14 protein-coding genes are annotated in these 16,866 nt (G+C 64.9%); 7 read left to right on the forward strand and 7 right to left on the reverse strand.

Annotated features, from left to right (window positions below):
- Positions 1-3 precede the first annotated feature (3 nt).
- From ASE61_RS06190 to ASE61_RS06215, 6 genes are all read left to right on the forward strand, one after another.
- Entirely contained in the window at positions 4-1,572 is a 1,569-nt protein-coding gene (locus ASE61_RS06190) for an ABC transporter substrate-binding protein (protein ID WP_061965812.1), read from the forward strand.
- Positions 1,573-1,606: 34 nt separating this feature from the next.
- Positions 1,607-2,611, forward strand: a complete 1,005-nt coding sequence (locus ASE61_RS06195) for an ABC transporter permease (protein WP_061965814.1) — start codon at positions 1,607-1,609, stop codon at positions 2,609-2,611.
- Complete coding sequence (locus ASE61_RS06200) at positions 2,608-3,450, forward strand: ABC transporter permease (RefSeq protein WP_061965816.1); 843 nt, start codon at positions 2,608-2,610, stop codon at positions 3,448-3,450. Before ASE61_RS06195 ends, ASE61_RS06200 begins: the two co-directional genes overlap by 4 nt.
- Positions 3,451-3,452: 2 nt before the next feature.
- On the forward strand, positions 3,453-4,457 hold the full coding sequence (locus tag ASE61_RS06205) for an ABC transporter ATP-binding protein (RefSeq protein ID WP_200959605.1): 1,005 nt from the start codon (positions 3,453-3,455) through the stop codon (positions 4,455-4,457).
- Positions 4,450-5,436 (forward strand): ABC transporter ATP-binding protein, encoded by a 987-nt coding sequence (locus ASE61_RS06210; RefSeq protein WP_061965817.1) that lies wholly within the window; start codon positions 4,450-4,452, stop codon positions 5,434-5,436. Before ASE61_RS06205 ends, ASE61_RS06210 begins: the two co-directional genes overlap by 8 nt.
- Positions 5,437-5,507: 71 nt before the next feature.
- Entirely contained in the window at positions 5,508-6,662 is a 1,155-nt protein-coding gene (locus ASE61_RS06215) for an MFS transporter (protein ID WP_210171882.1), read from the forward strand.
- A 116-nt stretch (positions 6,663-6,778) separates the two neighbouring features.
- Here ASE61_RS06215 and ASE61_RS06220 read toward each other — a convergent pair whose 3' ends face one another.
- The 5 genes from ASE61_RS06220 to ASE61_RS06240 all read right to left on the reverse strand — a co-directional run bounded on the left by ASE61_RS06220 (position 6,779) and on the right by ASE61_RS06240 (position 12,822).
- Positions 6,779-8,440 (reverse strand): ABC transporter ATP-binding protein, encoded by a 1,662-nt coding sequence (locus ASE61_RS06220; RefSeq protein ID WP_061965821.1) that lies wholly within the window; start codon positions 8,438-8,440, stop codon positions 6,779-6,781.
- Complete coding sequence (locus ASE61_RS06225; RefSeq protein WP_061966059.1) at positions 8,437-9,255, reverse strand: ABC transporter permease; 819 nt, start codon at positions 9,253-9,255, stop codon at positions 8,437-8,439. The genes ASE61_RS06220 and ASE61_RS06225 overlap by 4 nt, the downstream gene beginning before the upstream one ends.
- A gap of 50 nt (positions 9,256-9,305) precedes the next feature.
- Positions 9,306-10,250: an ABC transporter permease gene (locus tag ASE61_RS06230; RefSeq protein ID WP_061965823.1), complete on the reverse strand. Its 945-nt coding sequence runs from the start codon at positions 10,248-10,250 to the stop codon at positions 9,306-9,308.
- 116 nt (positions 10,251-10,366) lie between these two features.
- Positions 10,367-11,908: an ABC transporter substrate-binding protein gene (locus ASE61_RS06235; protein ID WP_061965824.1), complete on the reverse strand. Its 1,542-nt coding sequence runs from the start codon at positions 11,906-11,908 to the stop codon at positions 10,367-10,369.
- 29 nt (positions 11,909-11,937) lie between these two features.
- Complete coding sequence (locus ASE61_RS06240; protein WP_156406998.1) at positions 11,938-12,822, reverse strand: alpha/beta hydrolase; 885 nt, start codon at positions 12,820-12,822, stop codon at positions 11,938-11,940.
- 170 nt (positions 12,823-12,992) lie between these two features.
- Between ASE61_RS06240 and ASE61_RS06245 the strand changes: the two genes are divergently transcribed.
- Complete coding sequence (locus ASE61_RS06245) at positions 12,993-13,658, forward strand: GntR family transcriptional regulator (protein WP_061965826.1); 666 nt, start codon at positions 12,993-12,995, stop codon at positions 13,656-13,658.
- A 10-nt stretch (positions 13,659-13,668) separates the two neighbouring features.
- Here ASE61_RS06245 and ASE61_RS06250 read toward each other — a convergent pair whose 3' ends face one another.
- Together ASE61_RS06250 and ASE61_RS06255 are read right to left on the reverse strand one after the other, a co-directional pair.
- Positions 13,669-15,210: an ABC transporter substrate-binding protein gene (locus tag ASE61_RS06250; RefSeq protein WP_061965828.1), complete on the reverse strand. Its 1,542-nt coding sequence runs from the start codon at positions 15,208-15,210 to the stop codon at positions 13,669-13,671.
- Between the two features lie 85 nt (positions 15,211-15,295).
- Positions 15,296-16,849, reverse strand: a complete 1,554-nt coding sequence (locus tag ASE61_RS06255) for an ABC transporter substrate-binding protein (RefSeq protein WP_061965830.1) — start codon at positions 16,847-16,849, stop codon at positions 15,296-15,298.
- Between the last annotated feature and the right edge of the window lie 17 nt (positions 16,850-16,866).

Below are 16,866 nucleotides of genomic sequence, written 5' to 3' on the forward strand. Positions count from 1 at the left end.
GGCATGACGACGACACGGAGAGACGCACTTAAAGCGGTTGCGGGATCGGTCGCCCTGGCATCGCTCTCGATCGAGGGAGTTCTCGCACAGGCCGGCGGCAAGTTCGTCTACGCGAACAACAGCCCGTACGACAATCTCGACCCGCACACCATTTTCGACACGGCCCGCGCCGCCTCGCGCTTCAATCTCTATGACGGGCTCTACCGCTGGGTCGACAATCCTCCGAAGATGATCCCATGGCTCGCGGAAAGCCATACCGTCTCGGATGACGGCAAGGTCTACACGTTCAAGCTGCGGCAGAATGCCAAGTTCCACGATGGCAAGCCGCTGACATCGGCCGACGTCGTCTATTCGATCGAGCGCATCCTCGCCCTCAAGAAGGGCCCGGCCAGTCTCTACCTCGCCAGCATCAAGCCCGGATCAACACAGGCGCCCGACCCGCACACGGTCGTCTTCAACCTGAATGCCCCATCGGCGATCTTTCTCACGACCGTGCCCGACATCCTCGTGGTCAACAGCGCGCTGGTGAAGGCCAATGAGAAGGATGGCGACTGGGGCGAGGCCTGGCTCGCCAGGAATGAGGCGGGTTCCGGTTCCTATGCCCTGCGCCGGCATGATCCGGCCGTGGGCTTCACCGCACGTCGCTTCGCCGACCATTTCGCGGGCTGGACCGGTCAGCCTTTCGACGATCTGGAATTCCGCACGGTTCTCGAGACGAACACGCGCGTGCTCGGCCTGATCCGCGGCGATTTCCAGGGCGCCGACGGCTACCTTCCCTACGATCAGATCCAGCGGCTCCGGCAGTCGAGCAACGTTCAGATCATCGAGCAGGAATCGATGCGCGTGTTCATCCTGGCGCTGAACTGCACCAAGCCGCCGATGAACAACCCGAACTTCCGCCGCGCGCTAGCCTACGCCTTCGACTATGACGGCTTCATCAAGAGCATCATGAAGGATTCGGTTTCGCGCAATCCGGGGCCGAACCCGAACAATATCTGGGGCACGCCGCCCGGCCTCAAAGGCTACAGCTACAACCTCGACAAGGCCCGCGAGGAGCTGAAGAAGGTCACGGAGCCGCTGCGGCCGATCACCATCAATGCCCTTGCCGGCTTCAGCGAGTCGGAGCAGGCGGCCACGCTCTTCCAGAGCACCCTGCGCCAGATCGGGGTCGAGGTCGTGGTCGAGGTCTCGCCCTGGTCGCTCGTCTCCACCCGCATGCGCAAGGCCGACACGCAGGCGGATATCGTGCCGCTATGGAAGAGCACCTACTACGTCGATCCGAACAACTGGGTCGGCGAGCTCTATGGCACGCGTTATCACGGCACGCGCACCTTCTCGTATTACAGCAATCCCGAATTCGACAAACGGCTCGATCGTGCGCTCGTCTCGGCAGACCAGGATGAACGGCGCAAGCTCTACGAGGAGATGACCCAGATGGTGAACGACGATGCCGCCGGCATCTTCGTCTACAACACCCGCTGGTACGGACCCTATTCGAGCAAGGTCGAGGGCATCCGCTTCTCACCGGCCAGCAATGGCCAGGATATTCGCTGGGCATCCCTGAAGCGCTGAGCGGTCCTCGACTTCTCCAACCGGAGGCATCGCCATGAACTGGCTGTCAATGGTGGCGAACCGATTGCTTTGGTTCGTGCCGACGCTCGTGGGGCTGCTCGCGATCGTGTTCGTGCTGTCGCGCGTGATTCCCGTCGACCCCGCGGTTCTGGCCGCGGGGGAGAATTCCTCGCCCGAGCAGGTGCAGCAGGTGCGCGAGCGGTTCGGGTTCGACAAGCCATTGCCGGTGCAGTTCGTGAATTACCTGCGCGACATTGCGCAGGGCAATCTCGGTGTCAGCCTCTTCACCCAGCAGCCCATCATCGACGACCTGAAATCGCGCCTGCCCGCCACGCTGGAGCTAACCATCTTCGCGGTCCTGATCGCGGGTTTCATCGGCATCCCCCTCGGGGTCCTTTGCGGCCTGCACCGCAACTCGTGGATCGATCACGTGCTTCGGATCGTGACGGTTTCGGGCCTGGCGGTGGCGTCCTTCTGGCTGGCGATGCAGTTCCAGTTCCTGTTCTCGATGAAGCTCGGGTGGCTGCCGCTGTCCGGTCGCATCGAGGGATTTCCGCCGGAGACGGTGACGGGGCTCATGCTGGTCGATGCGATGATCGAGGGCGATAGCGAGATGATCGGCTCCGCATTCCGGCACATCGTCCTGCCGACGCTCACCCTGGCCCTGCCCGCGGCGGCCACGGTCGTCCGCTTTACCCGAAACGGCGTCATCGGCGTGATCGGCTCGCCGTCCGTGGCCTACCAGACGGCGATGGGGCTGCCGCGCCGCCTGATCGTCTGGAAATACGTGCTGCGCATGGCATTGACTGCCACCGTCACGCAGCTCGGCCTGATCTTCGGCATCCTCCTGGCGGGCGCGGTCGTGGTCGAGACCGTCTTCGACTGGCCGGGTCTCGGCGCCTATGCCGTGCGCTCGATCCTGCAGTCCGACTACAACGCGGTGATGGGTTTCACCCTCTGCACGGGGGCCTTGTTCGTCCTCATCAACCTGCTGGTGGACATGCTGCAGGCCGCGATCGATCCGCGGGGGGCGGCATGATGGATCTCCTCAAGCGCCTCACCAGGGACAAGGCTGCTTTCATCGGGTTGAGCCTGTTGAGCCTTCTCGTGCTGGCTGCGCTGTTTGCGCCGCTGTTGGCTCCCTTTCCCAACGATGTCTTCGATTTCCACATCGGAAACCGACTTCAACCGCCCTCGGCCACCGCTCTTTTCGGCACCGACCGTATGGGCAGCGACATCTTCAGCCGCATGCTGTTCGGCGCCAGGATCACGTTGATGCTGGCCGGGATCGCTATCGGCTCGGCACTGGTCATCGGCGTGCCGATCGGCCTCATCGCCGGCTACTACCAGAACTGGGTCAGCGACGCGCTGATGCGGATTGCCGAAATCTTCCTGGCCGTGCCGCAGATCGTCCTGGCCATCGCCATCGCGCAGACGCTCGGGCCATCGATCGAGAACGTCATCCTGGCGCTCTCGCTGACCTACTGGCCATTCTGGGCGCGGCTGGTCTATGCCGAGACGCGGTCGATGCGAAACGAGGTCTTCGTGGAGTCCGCCGTCGCGCTCGGGGCATCGCCCTGGCGCGTCATCGTCCTGCACATCCTGCCCAACATCGCCTCGCCCATCATCGTGCGGACGTCGATCGGCATGGGCGCGACGATTCTCACCGCGGCAACGCTCGGCTTTCTCGGGCTTGGCGCGCCGCCGCCCACGCCCGAATGGGGCCGGATGATTGCGGAGAGCCGTGAATTCCTTCCCGAAGCCTGGTGGTACGCGCTCGCTCCGGGCATCGCGATCTTCCTGACGGTGCTGGGCTTCAATCTCTTTGGCGACGGCCTGCGCGACATCCTCGACCCGCGCACGCGGCGCAGCGTCTGATCATGAGCAATCTTCTCGATATCCAGGCCCTGTCCCTGGGCTTCCGAACCGAAAAGGGCATCGCCAAGGTGCTCGACCGGATCGATATCAGCGTGAAGCCGGGAGAGATTGTCGGCCTGGTCGGAGAATCCGGCTGCGGCAAGTCAACGCTTGCCCGTGCGATTCTGGGAACGCTTCCCGAAGGCCAGACGGAGATCAACAGCGGACATATCCGGCTCGATGGTGTCGATATGCTCTCGGGGGGCAAGGCGGCCGAACATCTGCGCGGCCGCGTCGTGACCTTCGTCCCGCAGGACCCCTTCGCGAGCTTCAATCCGCTGTTCCGGATCGGTACCCAGATCCAGGACCTGATGCGCTTCAAGGCCCCGCGGGATGGAGCGGGCAGTTTTGGCCGCTCGCGGAAGGCCGACGAGGCCAGCGCGATCGCCATGCTCGATGCGGTCCAGCTGCCGCAGCCGAAAGCGATCCTGGCGAAATATCCTCATCAGCTCTCGGGCGGCCAGCGTCAGCGCGTGATGATCGCCATGGCGCTGCTCCCCCAGCCCCGGATGATCATCGCCGACGAGCCGACGACGGCGTTGGATGTGACGGTTCAGGCGCAGATCCTCGGGCTGTTGCGCCGGCTGGCGGTCGAACGCGGCGTATCCGTCCTGTTCACGACCCATGACCTCGGTGCCGCCTGGGAAATCTGCGACCGGATCGTGGTGATGTATGCCGGGCAGACAGCGGAGATCGCTCCGCGCGAACAGTTCTTCGGCGACCCCCGCCACCCTTATACCCGCATGCTGCTTGACAGCCTGCCGTCCCCGGGGCGCGATCCCGTCGGAATTCCCGGCGGTGTCCCAAGCCCGCTCAAGGCTCCCGACGGTTGCCGCTTCAATCCCCGCTGCCCCCGCGCAACGGACATCTGTCACGAGAGCAGGCCGGCGCTGACGACAGGTTCCGATGGCCACGCGGTTGCGTGTCATCATCCCTGGTTGGCCAAGGCGGAGAGTGCGCATGTCTGAGCGCGATAATCCCGCGATCCTGGAAGTCGACAACCTGGCCCGGCACTTTCCGGTCCGGGGTTTCCTAAACCGGCAGGTCGGCAGCCTGCGCGCGCTGGACAATGTCTCCTTCGCGGTCGAGCCGGGCGAGATCCTGGGCATTGTCGGGGAATCCGGCTGTGGCAAGTCCACGCTCGGCAAGACGCTCATGGGCATTCACGAACCCAGCGAGGGCGAAGTCCGGATGCTGGGCGAGAGGATCGCCTCGCCGGGCCAGAAGCGCGCTGCGCGAATCCGGGCGCGACTGCAATATGTCTACCAGGACCCTGGCGCTTCCCTCGACCCGCGCTGGACGCTGCGTCGTTCGCTCCACGAGCCGCTGATCATCCACACGGACTGGCCGAAAGAGAAGCGGGAGGAAAAGGTCAGGGAGATCGTGAAGGCGGTAGGATTGCCCGTCGAGCATCTTGATCTCTACCCCCACGAGATCAGCGGCGGCCAGCAGCGACGGGTCGGTTTGGCCCGGATTCTGGTTCTTGGGCCGGAACTGGTCATTTTCGACGAACCCACATCGGGGCTCGACGTTTCCGTCCAGGCGACCGTGCTGAGGCTGTTCCGCGACCTGAAGTCAGAGTTCGATCTGACCTACCTCTTCATCAGCCATGACCTCGCCGTCGTGCAGTCGATCTGCGACCGTGTGATCGTGATGTATCTCGGGAGGATCGTCGAGATCGGGCGGACCGCCGAGGTTTTTGCCGCACCACGCCACCCCTACACGCAGGCTTTGCTGTCGGCTGCCCCTGTGATCGGCGGGCCCCGCGTCACTGAAAATTTTTCCCTGCAAGGTGAGCCGCCTGATCCGTCCAATGTTCCGAGTGGGTGTCGCTTCCGTACGCGCTGCCAATACGCGACATCGGAATGCGCCGACATCGACCCGGAGCTGGATGATGAAGCCGGTCACGGCGTTGCCTGCTTGCGCTGGCGCGAGTTGAGCGTGTGAAACCTGGGCATTTGGAGACCGGGTCCGCTCCATCATGGCAGCTCGCTCTCGCCACCATGGTTGCGGTACAGATGGCTACGGCCTTCCTCAGCCGCATCCCTCCCACGATCGCGCCGATCCTTGCTGCCGAGCGCGGCTGGTCGGATTCAGTGGTGGGTTATCTCGCCAGCCTGAACACGCTTGGGTCGATTCTCTTCCTCGCCCTGGGTGCGCCCTATCTGAGAGCTCTGGGCTCCGTGCGGGCGCTCCAGGCCGGGCTGATGATCGGAATCCTGGGGCTGGCGCTTTTTCTTCCGAGCTGGACGATAGCAGCATGTATGGCCTCGCTCCTCATCGGAGTTGGCTACGGGCCGTCCTCGCCCGCGGGTAACGATGTGCTTCATCGGACGGCACCTCATGGCCGTCGCAGCATGATCTTCTCGATCAAGCAGGCTGGAGTGCCCCTCGGCGGGGTCATCGCGGGGCTCGCCCTGCCACCTCTCGCAGCAGCCTATGGCTGGCGCGTCGCCCTCCTGGCATCGGCAATCTTCGTGCTTGCCATCATCGCCAGTGTCCAGCCGATGCGAGAGGCGCTCGATCGCGATCGGGAGAGGGGCCTGAAATTCGGGCTCGGCGCCATCCTCTCCCTCTCCAATCTGGTGACGCCGATCAGGACGCTGGCAGCGTCCTCGATGTTGTTTCGCCTGGCGGCAGCCGGTGCCTGCCTGGCCATAGGGCAGGGGATCTGGTTCGCTTATCTCATGACCTATGCGGTCTCGCAGCTCGGCTACAGCCTCGAGACCGCCGGCGCGCTCTACGCATTGATGCAAGCTACGAGCGTCGCGGGCCGTGTCTTTCTCGGTTGGCTATCCGATCACCTGGGAGCTCCGCGGCTCCTGTTGCGCATGATCGGATTGGCGTCGGGCGCGACGTCACTGACTTTAGCCCTGGCGACGCCGGAGTGGTCCTTCCCCATATACTGCGTCATCGCAGCGATCGCCGGCGTTACCGTATCCAGCTGGAACGGCGTCCAATTGTCCGAAATTGCGCGTGCTTGCCCGCCTAGCCTGGTTCGGGAGGCATCTGCCGCCGCGACGCTCGTCATCTTCCTCGGTTACGTCGTGGCCCCATCGGCCTTTGCGATGGTGCTGAGCTTCACCGGCCGCTTCGACCTCGGCTTGTTCGCCTGTGCGCTGTCGGGCGTGATCTGCTTCTTCATCGTGCCTCTGGACAAGCGCGGCGCGTAATGTCGTGAAGGCAGCCGCTCCGGCCGCCTTTGTTTCGGGTTTGGATCGTCCCGATTTTACGCCGTCATTCCGGGCTTGACCCGGAATGACGGCGCGTCTCTTTCAGGCGAAGGCGTTCAACCGACGATTTCCCTGTCGTTCTCTGCCCGCCTCCAGAAGAGCCTGACGCCGCCTTCCGATGTGGCTTCGAGGCCCGGGACAGCTGCGAGGAGCTTCTGGGTATAGGGGTGTGTCGGATTGTCGAAGATGTCGTCGCGGGGGCCTTCCTCGACGATGCGGCCGTCCTGCATGACGATGACGCGGTCCGCGACCTGCTCGACCACGCCGAGATCGTGGCTGATGAACAGGCAGGAGAAACCGTGCTTCTTCTGGAGCTCGTCGAAAAGCTCCAGAACCTGCGCACGCACGGTGACGTCGAGCGCCGAGACCGGCTCGTCGGCGATGACGAAGCTCGGCCGGCGCACGATCGCGCGGGCGATCGCGATGCGCTGGCGCTGGCCGCCGGAAAGCTCGTGCGGATAGCGCTCGGCGAAGCCGTGGCCCAGGCCGACCTCGGTCAGCACTTCCGAGACGCGGGCCTTGCGGTCGGCCGGGCTCATGTCGGGGACGAGCCTGAGCGGCTCGGCGACGAGCTGCCGGATCGTCATGCGCGGATCGAGCGAGGAGTAGGGGTCCTGGAAGACCATCTGGCAGTTCAGCCGATAATCCCAGTAGGCGGCGTCGCTCTTCTCGATCGGCTTGCCGTTGAAGCGGATCTCGCCGCCGGCCGGCCTGACCAGGCCGGCGATCGATTGGCCGAGGGTGGTCTTGCCCGAGCCCGAGCCGCCGACCACCGCGACGACCTCGCCGGGCTGCACGTCGATGCTGATGCCGTGCAGCGCGCGCTTGGCCTCACTCTTGCGGAAGAAGCCCTGCCGGCCGGGATATTCGACGACGAGGTCGCGGACCGCGACGATCGGCGTCTTGGCCTCCGGCAGCGGGCGCGCCGGCGAGCGGTGCGGCATCGCCGAGAGCAGCTTGCGGGTATAGGGGTGCTGCGGCCGGGCCAGGATGTCCTCGGCCTTGCCCTGTTCGACCACGTCGCCCTGGGACATCACGACGATGCGGCTGCAATAGCGCGCGACCATGCCGAGATCATGCGAGATCAGCAGCACGGCGGTGTGGTTGGCCTTGGTCAGCTCGACCATCAGCTCCATCACGTCGCGCTGGACGACAGCGTCGAGCGCGGTGGTCGGCTCGTCGGCCAGCAGCAGCGCGGGCTTCAAGAGCATCACCGAGGCCAGCATGATGCGCTGGCGCATGCCACCGGAGAACTGATGCGGATAGGCGGAGAGCGCGCCCTCCGGATCGCGCAGGCCGACGCTCCTGAGCATGTCGAGGATCAGCGCCCGGCGGGCGGGGGCGTCGAGCTTGCGGTGCAGGGCCAGCCCCTCGTCGAGCTGGCGCCCGATCAGCATCGAGGGGTTGAGCGAGGTCATCGGCTCCTGGAAGACCATGCCGACCTTGGAGCCGCGCATGGCGCGCAGGTCCTTCGGGCTCATCGCCATGACGTCCTGGCCGTCGAAGCGGATCATGCCGCCTTCGAGCCGCACCGCCGGCGGGATGAAGCCCATCACCGCGCGAGCGGCGAGCGTCTTGCCCGAACCGGATTCGCCGACAATGCCGACGATCTCGCCGGGGAAGACCTGGAAGGAGACGTCGTTGACGACGGTGCGGCCGGAGCCGCCGATCTTCAAGGTGAGGCCGGCGACGTCGAGGAGTGGAGCTGTCGTGTTCATCGCGAGCCCCTCATCCGCGGGTCGAGCCGGTCGCGCACGGCGTCGCCGAGCAGGTTGATGCCGAGCAGGGTCAGCGAGATCGCGAGGCCCGGGAAGATGCCGAGCCAGACGGCCTGGCCGATATAGGGTCTGGAACCGGCGAGCATGTTGCCCCAGGTCGGGGCCGGCGGCGGCACGCCCAGTCCCAGGAAGGAGAGCGCGCTCTCGGCCAGCAGGACATAGCCGAACATCGAGGTCGCCAGCACGGTGAGCGGCGCGATGCAGTTCGGCAGGATGTGGCGGGCCATGGTGAAGGCCTCGGCATTGCCCATCACGCGCGAGGCCGCGATGAACTCGCGCTCCCGCAGCGAGAGCACGGTGCCGCGCACGACGCGGGCGACCGACGGCGTATAGGCGATGCCGAGCGCGACGATGATGCCGTATTTGTTGGCGCCGACCACCGCGAGCAGGCCGAGCGCCAGCAGGATGCCGGGGAAGGCGAGGAGCGCATCGTTGAAGGCCATGATGATGCGGTCGGTCCAGCCGCGCATATAGCCGGAGAACAGGCCGATCAGGGTGCCGAAGACGACGGCCAGAGTTACGGTCAGGATCGAGATCCAGACCGAGGTCGCAGCCCCCGCCATCAGGCGCGAGAGCACGTCGCGGCCGAACTCGTCGGTACCGAGCCAGTGCAGCGCGCTCGGTGCGGCCAGCTTCTCGCGGAAGGAGAGCTTGAGCGGATCATAGGGCGTCCAGAGCGCGCCGGTGCCGGCGGCGATGAGCAGGATGCCGATCAGCGTGCCGCCGACGATCGCATTGGGAGCGGGGAGCTTCATGCGGCGGGGCTTCTTCATGGAGGCGCCACCCGTCGTTGTGCTGTCGGTGCTCATTGCGCCGTCACCCTTGGATCGAAGACCGGGTAGCAGAGGTCGATGACGAGGTTCACCAGCACATAGGTGAAGGCGACGAAGAGCATGCAGCCCTGGATCACCGGATAGTCGCGGGCGAAGATCGCATCGACCAGCAGGCGCCCGAGGCCGGGGATGGTGAAGACCGTCTCGACCACGGCGATGCCGCCGAGCAGGTTGCCGAGGACGAGGCCGATCAGGGTCCAGGTCGGGCCGAAGGCGTTCTTGAAGGCGTGGCGCCAGAGCACGGCGCGCTCCGAGAGGCCCTTGGCGCGGGCATGGGTGATGTAGTCGAGCCGGAGCACTTCCAGCGTCGAGGCGCGCGCCATGCGCAGGATCACGCCGATCTCGTGGAGGAACAGCGTCATGATCGGCATGACCAGATAGAGGATGCCGGCCCACGGGTTCTCGGCGATCGAGACATAGCCGACCACCGGCAGCCATTCGAGCTTGAGCCCGAAGAACAGCAAGAGCAGGAGACCCAGCCAGAAGGTCGGGATCGAAAGCAGCAGCGTGGCGGTCGCGACGAGGCCAAGATCGAGCGCGGAATCCTGCTTCCAGGCGGCGATGACGCCGGCGGGCACCGCGACGCAGCTCGCCAGCAAGACCGCGACGAGCACGATCTGGGCCGAGATCCAGAAGCGCTGCAGGATCAGCGGCAGCACCGCCTGCTGCGACGAGATCGACTGGCCGAAATCGCCGGTCAGGACATTGCCGATCCAGATGCCGAACTGCACCGGCAAAGACTGGTCGAGCCCGAGCCGGGCCCTGAGATCGGCCAGACTCGCCGGCGTCGCAAGATCACCCAGCATCAACTGGGCCGGATCGCCCGGGATCAGACGGATCAGCACGAAGACCGACACCGCCACGATCAGCAGCGTCGGCAAAGCCATCCCTATCCGTGTCAGCGCAAATCGAAACATCAAAGGCCCTCCCAAGCCTCAGAGCATTCCCGCATCTTCTTCTATGCGAATCGGGGCTCGCTTCGCTCGAAAATGCTCAAGGCCGGCTCCACCGGATGGCGGAGCCGGCAATCGTCTCACTTCGCGACGCTGACTTCCCAGAGGCGCAACTGGGACGCCCAGGGCGTCACGCCGCTCACCTTCTTGGAATGGGCGATGATGTCGAGGTCGTTATGGGTGAAGATGGTCGGGACCTCGTCGATGAAGCGCTTGTGCAGGTCGTCGAAGATCTTCTGGCGCTCGGCGGTATCGGTCACCACCATCGACTTCTGGATCAGGGCGAGCGCCTCCGGCTCCTCCCAGATCTTGCGCGGCTGCTTGTCCTTCGGGCCGGCGATCTGCTCGAATCCGAGCGCGGGGTCGAAGCGGCTCGAATAGGAGAAGGACTGCATCTGGTAGTTGCCCTTGTTGTAGCGATCGAGCTGCGTCGCCCATTCCAGCACCTCGATCTCGGCATTGATGCCGACCGCCTGCATCATCGCCTGGGCGATGACGGCGGTGTTGAAGCTCGGCACCGAGGAGCGCTTGTTGGCGAGGATCGTGATCTTCTCGCCCTTGTAGCCGGCCTTCTGCAGCAGGGCCTTGGCGGCGGCGGGATCGTATTTGAAGCCCTGCTTCTCGACATCGCCATAGTATTTCGAGGTCGTGTAGACCGGCGAGTTGTTGGGCTTGCCGAGACCGTTCGAGACATTGGCGACGAGCTCGGGGAAATCGATCGCGGCGGCGATCGCCTGGCGCAGGGCCTGGTTCTTCATGACGGGATCGCGCGTCTGGATGATCAGGCTGTGGCGCACCGGGTTCGGCGCGATCGCGAGCGTGAGGTTCGGCGCGTTCTTGAGATCGGGAACGTCCGATTCCGGCATCAGCGCCATGTCGAGCGAGCCTGAGAGCAGGCCCGCCTTCACCGTCGCCGCGTCGGGAATGACCATGAAGCGGGCTTCCTTCACCAGCGGGCGCTTCGAGCCGATATAGCCGTCGCGCTTGTCGCCCTTGGGCGAGACATACTGGTCGAAGGCGAGAAGTTGGACCGATTGGCCGCGCTTCCAGTCGCCGAGCATGAACGGGCCGGTGCCGATCGGCTTGTCCCAGCTGCCATCGGCCTTGACCGAATCCTTGTGGATCACGGCGGTGCCGCCGCAATCGGCGCGGGCGAGCGAGTCGAGGAAGAGGCCGTTCGGCTCGTTGATCTCCATCACGACGGTGTCGGCATCCGGAGCCGAGATCTTCTCGACCTTGAGGCCGTTGCGCCCGTCGAAATCCGAGAGGCAGCGCCAGTCGGTCTTCGGGTCCATGTAGCGGTTCCAGCTCCACAGCACGTCGGCCGAGGTCATGGTCGCGCCGTTATGGAACTTCACGCCCTTGCGCAGGCGGAAGGTGTAGGTCTTGCCATCAGGCGAAATCTCGACCTTCTCGGCGAGCAGCGGGCCAACCGAGCCGTCCTCGGCATAGCTGACGAGGCCCTCGACCATGTGAAGCACGACGGAATCGGTATTGCCGTCGCGGTTCACGCCGGGATTGGTCGAGCGGATATCGGCGTTGAGCACGGCCGTCAGCGTCTGGGCCTGGAGGGCGCCGGCCGAGAGGGCGAGCGCGGCGGCGGAGACAAGGAAGCGCTTCATGATGTTTCCCCCGTTGTTCTTATGATCGTTCAGCCGGCCTTGCGGGCGGCGCGGATGCGGCGAAGCTCGCCCGCGAAGAAATCCTCGACGACCGGCACGACCTTGACGCCGTCATGTGGCGTGTTCGGAACGAGGTCGAAGCGGGCGGTGATGCCGTGTTCGGCGAAATTGTCGCGCAGGCTCGCCAGCCGCTCCGGCCGGTTGGTGCCGGCATGGTTGGCATCCGGCATCCAGTTGCGGCCGCCCGGCTTGTGGGTAATCTCCCAGGTCTCGAGATCGGCGGCGCCGACGACCATCTGCACCGCGACCTGCTTCATCGCGGGGATGTCGAGCTGCTGCCCGAAGAGCTCGGCGAAGTTGCGGGTGCCGACCCACCAGTCGCGGCTCGGGTCGAGCAAGGTGACCGATCCCGGCGCGCCGATCGAAACGCCCCAGAGCTTGTGCGGCTGCAACATCAGGAAGCGATGGGCGAAATGGCCGCCGCCGGAATAGCCGAACAGGCCGAAGCGATCGAAGGCGATGCCATAACGCTCGGAGACCTCCTCGACGATGGCGAGCAGGACGTGGTCGTAACGGAGATTGCCCTCGCGCATGTACTTGAAGCCGTCGCGATAGCCGTCGCCCATCACGCCGATCGGGAAGAGCGGCGCCAGGATGATGCAGTTGTTCCAGCGGGCGAAGGCCGAGAAGGCGTCGCGATAGCCGGTGAAGCCGCGGCCGGTGCCGTGCATGGCGACGACCAGCTCCGGCTTCTCGCTGCCCTCGCCCAGCGACGGCGGGACATAGAGGCAATAGGGGAAGCGCGGATCGTGCTTCGAGGAATAGATCGAGGTCGGGCCGTATTCGTAGAGCGCCTTGGCGCGGGCGACCGCCTCGGCATCGGGCTTGGCGGTCTGTTCTGCCACGGCGTTCACGGCGTTTCTCCTCTGGCGAAATTATTGGCGCCAATTATGTTGCATGATATGGTTGGCTTCGCAACCAACTTCTTCCGCGCCGCGCGAATCCTGCTAGAGCATTGTTCCGCCGCATTTTCTTCACGCGAACCGGTGCCTACTTCGCTCGAAAGCGCTTCAGAGAGCCTGCCATGACGTCCGAGCGGAAACGCAAGAACACCAGCACGCGGCGCGCCATGCTCGCCAACGAGATCGCGCAGGCGATCCGTCTGCGCGCGTTCCGGCCCGGCGAATGGCTGCGCCAGATCGATCTCGAGGAGCGCTTCGAGGCGACCCGCTTCGACGTGCGCAGCGCGCTCGATGAACTCGCCGTGCGCAAGACGATCGAGCATGTCCCGAACCGGGGCTATCGCGTCGCCGAGGTCGACCTCAAGACCTATGAGGAGATTCTTGCGACGCGCATCATCCTGGAGCGGGCCACCGCGGAAGGCGTCATGGCGCGCATCGACGATGCCGCGATCGCGAGGCTGGACGCGCTCGCGGCGCAGTTCTCCGCCGCGGTCACGACCGGCAGCCGGACCGAGCAAAGCGAGATCAACCGCGCCTTCCATCAATTCATGTACTCCTTCTGCGGCAATGCCGTGCTGGAGGAGATGATCTGGGGCCTGCGCGACCGCGGACGCGGTTCGCAGATCACGGTGTGGAGCTCGCATGAACTGCTTCAGAAGAGCGATCGCGAGCATTACGAGATGATGGCGGCCCTGAAGGCGCGCGACGCAGGAGCGTTGGCGGCCCTGATCGCGACCCATATCATCAAGGGCGCGCCCGTCGGCCCGGCTCCGATCGAGCCGGGCTGAGCGGCGGCCGTCACTTGGTGACGGAGACCTCCCAGAGGCGCGGCTTCGAGGCGACCCAGGGCGCGAATCCCTGCAGGCGCTTCGAGACGACGGCCGTGTCGACCTGATTGTAGAGGAAGATCAGCGGCGCATCTGACAGCATCATCACATGGAGCTGGTCGAAGATCTTGCGGCGCTCGGCCTCGTCGCTGACCAGCGTCGCCTTCTCGATCAGGGCATCGGCCTCACGATTGTCCCAGACCTTGGAGGGCAACTTGTCCTTCGGGCCGGAGAACTGGTTGTAGCTCTGGGCGGGGTCGATGCGAGCCGAATAGCTGAAGGACATCATCTGATAGTTGCCTTTCGAGAAGCGGTCGAGCTGCGTCGCCCATTCCAGAATCTCGATATCGGCCTTGATGCCGGCGGCCTGCAGCATGGCCTGCGCCATGATCGCGATCGGGTAACTCGGCACGGTCGAGCGCTTGTTGGCGATCAGCTTGATCGTCTCGCCCTTGTAGCCGGCCTCGGTGAGCAGCTTCTTCACGCGCGCGGGTTCGTGCGTGTAGCGCTTCTTCTGGACCTCGTCATAATAGGGCGAGGTGACGTAGACCGCTGAATTGTTGACCTTGCCGAGCCCGTTCGAGACGGCGCCGACGATCTCGTCCTGATCGAACGCTGCCATGATCGCCTGGCGCATACGGACGTCGCTGAGCAGCGGGTCGCGGCTCTGGAGCAGGATTCCGTGCTTGGTGGCGCTCGGCGCCGTCAGCACCTGCAGGCCGCTCTTCTTCATTTCAGGCACGTCCTCGTCCGGCACGTCGGCGACGTCGAGCGCGCCTGACATCAGACCGGCCTTGACGGTCGCGCCATCGGCGATGGCGAGGAACTTGACCTCGGCCGCGAGCGGGCGCTTGGAGCCGACATAACCGTCGCGCTTGTCGCCGGGCGGGGAGGCATAGGCGTCGAAGCGCTTGAGCAGGACGAATTCGCCGCGACGCCAGTCGGCAAGCTGGAAGGGGCCGGTGCCGATCGGCTTGTCCCAGCTTCCATCGGGCTTGAGCGAGTCCTTGTGCAGGATCGCGACCATGGCGCAGTCGGTACGGGCCATCGTATCCAGGAAGAGCGCGCTCGGCTTCTCCAGCTTCATCACGAAGGTCGATGCGTCGGGAGCGCTCGCTTCCGTGACCTTGAGGCCGATGCGGCCGTCGAATTCCGGCTTGCAGCGCCAGTCGGTCTTCGCGTCCATGTAGCGGTTCCAGCTCCACAGCACGTCGGCCGAGCTCATCTCGGCGCCGTTATGGAACTTCACGCCCTTGCGCAGGTGGAAGGTGTAGCTCAGCCCGTCCGGCGAGATATCGATCTTCTCGGCAAGAAGCGGCGCGACAGCGCCGTTCTCCCGGTAGCCGACGAGGCCTTCGACCATATGCAGCACCACCGCGTCGGTGTTGTCGTCGCGGTTGACGCCCGGATTGCTGCTGCGGATGTCGGCATTGAGCGCGACATTGATGGTCTGTGCCTGAGCTGCGCCGCCAAGGAGCGCGAGCGCCAGGGCAGAGGCCGAAAAGCGGATCATTCCCGTTCCCTCGTTGTCTTGTCGTTCGGGCATGCCCCAGGGGCATGCCGTGCTGTCGGAGGTCGCAAAGACGAGGCGGCGGCCGTTACTGGCCGGTGCTGACTTCCCAGGCGCGGGGCAGCGAGCTCAGCGTCGAGACATAGCCCTTGGTCTTGCTGCTGATCGCGCCGCCGACGATGCCGTTATAGAGCATCACCATCGGGACATCGTTGATGAAGCGCTTGTGCAATTCGTCGAAGATCTTCTGGCGCTCGGCCTTGTCGTTGACGACCATGGACTTGTCGAGCAGGGCCTGCACCTCCGGATTGTCCCAGAGCTTGCGCGGCTGCTTGTCCTTCGGGCCGGTCATCGACTCGTAGCTCAGGGCGGGGTCCATGCGACCCGAATAGGGGAAGGCCTGGATCGTGTAGTTGCCCTTGCTGTAGCGGTCGAGCTGCGTCGCCCATTCCAGCACCTCGATCTCGATGTTGAAGCCGACGGCCTGCAGCATCTGCTGGGCGACGACGGCGGCGTCGAAGCTCTCGGGATAGCGCTTGTTGGCGAGCATCACGATCTTCTCGCCCTTGTAGCCCGCTTCGCTCAGGAGCTTCTTGGCGGCGGCAGGGTCGTATTTCCAGCCCTGCTTCTGGACCGGTCCGTAATAGGCGGACAGCGCCGGCACGATCGAGTTGTTGGGCGAGCCGATGCCGTCGGTGACGGCACCAACCAGCTCCTTGGAGTCGATCGCAGCGGCCATGGCCTGGCGCAGCTTGACGTTCTGCAGCAGCGGATCGCGCGTCTGGATGATCAGACCGACGAGGCCCATGCTGGAGACGACGGAGGTCTTGACCTTGTCGTTCTTCTTGAGCTCGGCGATATCGGTATTGGCGATGTCCGGAACGATATCGATATCGCCCTTCAGCAGCGCGGCCTTGGCGGTTGAGTTGTCGGGAATGACGAGGAAGCGGACCTCGTCGACCAGCGGCTTCTTGGCGCCGGTCAGGCCGTCGATCTTGCCGGGCAGCGAGGCGTAATCGGCGAAGCGCTCGAGCAGGATGTACTCGCCGCGCTTCCACTCGGCGAACTTGAACGGGCCGGTGCCGATCGGCTTGTCGAAGGAGCCGTCGGCCTTGAGCGAATCCTTGTGCAGGATGCCGGTCATGGCGCAGTCGGTGCGGGCGAGCGCGGCAAGGAAGAGCGCGCTCGGCTTGTCCAGGTCGAAGACGACGGTCTTGTCGTCGGGTGCCGAGATCTTCTCGACCTTGACCTGGCCGCGGCCGTCGAATTCCGAGAGGCAGCGCCAGTCGGTCTTCGGATCCATGTAGCGGTTCCAGCTCCACAGCACGTCGGCCGAGGTCAGGGCGGCTCCGTTATGGAATTTCACGCCCTGGCGCAGCGTGAAGGTATAAGTCTTCCCGTCCGGGGAGATGTCGACCTTCTCGGCCAGCAGCGGCTTCGGCAAGGCGTCCTCGCCATAGGCGACGAGCCCCTCGACCATCTGCACGACGACGCCGTCGGTATTGGCGTCGCGATTGACGCCCGGATTGATCGAGCGGATGTCGGCGCGCAGCTGAATCTTCAGCGTGCTCGCCCCGGCGACCGGAACGAGGCCGCCGCAGAGCAGCGCGGCGGCGATGGCGGTCTTGGTGGTTCGGCGCATCCTGTTCCCCTGTTGTT

Source organism: Allobosea sp. Root670 (assembly GCF_001429415.1).
Classification (GTDB): Bacteria; Pseudomonadota; Alphaproteobacteria; order Rhizobiales; family Beijerinckiaceae; genus Allobosea; species Allobosea robiniae.